This is a genomic window from Acidocella sp., from assembly GCF_052326845.1.
Taxonomy (GTDB): Bacteria; Pseudomonadota; Alphaproteobacteria; order Acetobacterales; family Acetobacteraceae; genus Acidocella.
In genome coordinates, this window is sequence record NZ_JBKQJR010000125.1 from 1 (window position 1) to 3333 (window position 3333).

Sequence of the window (3333 nt, forward strand, 5' to 3'; positions counted from 1 at the left end):
GTGAGCGACGAGTTTCGTTTTTTGAAGCGTTTGGTGGGGTGCTTTATCCACCAGGTTCAATTGAAACCGATTTTGAAGAGTACGTAAGAATAACATCCGAAAATGAAGACTGTCGCCGAAGCGATGACATCGTTTTGTCGATGTATTTCAATATGAAAAAAATTCCGATGTATCTTTATAATTGTCCTGATGATGAACACCCGTATATGGTCAGCGGATGGCTTCAACATAGCCAGACCGATGCCCTATCTACGGGCGGGCATCTAGAAAAATATGGTCGAGCATTCAAATTCGTGAGCAACTTATTGGAAAGTCAAGATTTTTTTCGTCAGAATACAGAAAGCTCAATGCAGACGGTTAAAAAATTGGAACTCGGATGCGGAATGGCACCGACGGCTGGGTATGAGCACCATGATCGGAGCCGACATTCGTCCCATGTCGATATAGTGCACGATTTGAACGAATTGCCATGGCCATGGGCAGACGAGAGTTGTTCAGAAATCCTTGCACTCGACGTCTTTGAGCATTTGCAACTGATGCCAGAGCACTGGCTCCGTGAGTGCCATCGCATCTTGGCACCAGGCGGAGTTTTACATCTTCGGGTGCCCATCTTCGGAAGTCCTTGGCATGTAATAGACCCAACGCATGTACGAGGGTTCCATCCACTCAACTTCGATTTCTTCATTCATGGCCGACCATACTGGCTCAAAAATGGGCACTACTATTTTGACTTTTCATTCCGAGAAGGGGAGGTCTGGACTGAGGAGCATAACATTATTGCGAAGCTCACGAAGTGAATACCTATCTGAGCAATCCGCTTAATACGCCATTAAGTATCCGTTCGAAAACAACCTGCGACAAATGCCGCGCCATACAGAGGAAGCCCCTAGGTTTATCCACAAACCTGTTTATGATTTTTAATCGGAACGAATTTCACGAAATATGCACCAGCACAAAGCCCCGGCTGGAAGCGGCTTTTTCTGGTGCGGAAATCCGGTGCGAATGCCTACATCTGGCGCGCGCCGCACCAAAACCGGACGGCCCGCTCCCAGCGGCGAGCCGAATGTCCGGTATTCAAAGCCATGATCCAGAAGCGGCCCGGCAGATATCCCCCCGGAACAGCCGGGAGGTCACGGCCAAACCCGAAATTCCGGCCTGACCGTTACCTCCTTTTGTATTGTTACAGCCCCTTCTGCATCACCACCACATCGAGCCAGCGCTCGAACTTCCAGCCGACCTTGCGCATGATGCCGATCTGCTGGAACCCCAGGCTGGCGTGCACGCCGATCGAGGCGACATTCTCGGAATCCCCGATCAGCGCGAGCATCTGCTTGGCCCCTCCGGCGCGGGCACGCTCGATCAGCGCGGCGACGATCGCCTTGCCCACACCCTGGCCGCGCAGCCCCTCGCGCACATACACGCTGTCCTCCACGGTGAACTGATAGGCCGCGCGCTCGCGGAACGGGCCGTAATAGCCGAAGCCGAGCACGCCCGAGGCATCGCGCGCCACCAGCCAGGCAAAGCCCGCGGCGCGATTCGCCGCCAGCCGTGCCGTCATCTCCTCCAGCGAAGGGGGTACCGCCTCGAACGAGCCGGTGCCATTCAGCACATGATGCGCGTAGATCGCCTGGATCCCCGGCAGATCATCCTCGCTGGCGTCAAAAATCTCCATGTCCACTCCCGGTCCGTCATTGCCTTCGCTGCGCCTGAACATGGCAAATCCGCCACCGGGTGGAAAGGACTCCAGGCATCAGGCCGTCCAAGCATGTTTTACCGCAAAATCAGCCGCCAATCTCCGGCCTTGAACCAGGGCGTTGTGCAGGCGCGAAATTTTCGGGCATAAGCGAAAAAGCCCGGGCCGCTCAGACCGGGCAAGATATGCCATGCCGCGTAAAAAGGGTAAGACGATATGACCGATACGACGCGCAGCTCCGGAGCAGGCCCCACCGGAAATCCGGACGTCTCCGCCCTGAATGACGCGGCCCTCGGCGCCGATCCTTTGGCGCAGGCCCGGCTCGCAGCGGTGATATTCGCCGCGCGCTACCATGGCGTGGAGATGAACCCCGAGAGCCTGCGCCTGCGCCCGGATGAGCCCGCGCCCTCCCCGCCCGTGCTGGTGGAGTGGCTGCGCGAAGCCGGGCTGTGGGTCCGCGGCGTGCCGATGAATTTCCGGCAACTGATGAAAATCGACGATCCGGCGCCGGTCGTGCTGCTGCTCGACGACGGCGGCGCGGCGCTGGTTGTGGGCCGCGACCGCGAGCGCGGTCTGCTGCTGCTGCGCGACCCTCGCGGCGACGGGAGCACCCAGGTGGTCGCCGTGGACGAGCTGGGGCTGAAGCGGGTGTGGAGCGGCGGCACGCTGCTGATCCGCGCCAGGCGCGGCGGGCAGGAAGGCGAACCGGTGTTCAATCTCGGGCTGATCGCCCGGCTGGTCTGGGCCGACAAGCGCATCATGCGCGATATCGCCATTTCCTCGATCACCATCACCATCCTCAGCCTGGTGCCGATCTTCGCGGTGATGAACGTGATCGGCACGGTGCTGCAATATCATGGCACGGCGACGCTGGATCTTGTCATCATCCTGCTTTTCGTCGCGATCGGCTTCGAGATGGCGCTGAGCTGGGGCCGCAAGCTGATGGAGGTGATCCTCGCCGCCAAGCTGGATTCCCGGCTGAACCTGATGATCTTTGACCGCCTGCTCTCGCTGCCCATCGAGTTCTTCGAGCGCCAGCAGGCAGGCGAACTGGCCTACAAGGTCAACCAGGTCAACCAGGTGCGCGACTTCCTCACCGGCAAGCTAATGAACACGTTCATCGACCTGTTCATGCTGTGCATCCTGCTGCCGCTGCTTTTCTTCATGAATGCCACACTGGCCTGGACGGTGCTGATCGCCGCGGCGCTGATCGCCGCCGTCATCGCCGCCTTCCTGCGCCCGCTGGCGGTCATGACCGGGAGGATCATCGCCGCGGAATCGGGCAAGGGCTCGGTGCTGGTGGAGTCGATCTACGGCATCAAGACCGTGAAGGCGCTGGCGCTGGAACTCACCCGCGCCACGGACTGGGACAGGCGCGTGGCCGAGGTGGCGGAACTGCATGTGGAGGCCGGGCGCCTCGCCAACTGGCCGGCGACGCTCGCCATGCCGCTGCAACGCTATTGCGGCTATGGCGCGATCACGCTTGGCGCCTATATCGCTTTGCATACCAATAGTCCGGTCGATGCCGGCAGCCTCACCGGCTTCATGATGCTTGGCGGGCGCGTCGCCGGGCCACTGGTCAGCCTCGCCGGGCTGATGGTGGATGTGCAGGAAGCCCAGGCCTCGATCGGGCAGGTCGG

At 59.7% G+C, this 3333-nt stretch carries 3 protein-coding genes; 2 read left to right on the forward strand and 1 reads right to left on the reverse strand.

The genetic code is table 11. The features are described from left to right. Positions 1-797 (forward strand): class I SAM-dependent methyltransferase (locus ACLPJJ_RS08195; protein ID WP_443590466.1); only part of this gene is annotated, 797 nt, incomplete at its 5' end. A 383-nt stretch (positions 798-1180) separates the two neighbouring features. Here the strand turns inward: ACLPJJ_RS08195 and ACLPJJ_RS08200 are convergent. After that, positions 1181-1672, reverse strand: coding sequence for a GNAT family N-acetyltransferase (locus ACLPJJ_RS08200; protein ID WP_443590467.1), 492 nt, complete (start codon positions 1670-1672; stop codon positions 1181-1183). A 237-nt stretch (positions 1673-1909) separates the two neighbouring features. Here ACLPJJ_RS08200 and ACLPJJ_RS08205 point away from each other — a divergent pair. Next, a partial coding sequence (locus ACLPJJ_RS08205; protein WP_443590468.1) for an ABC transporter transmembrane domain-containing protein occupies positions 1910-3333 on the forward strand: 1424 nt, incomplete at its 3' end.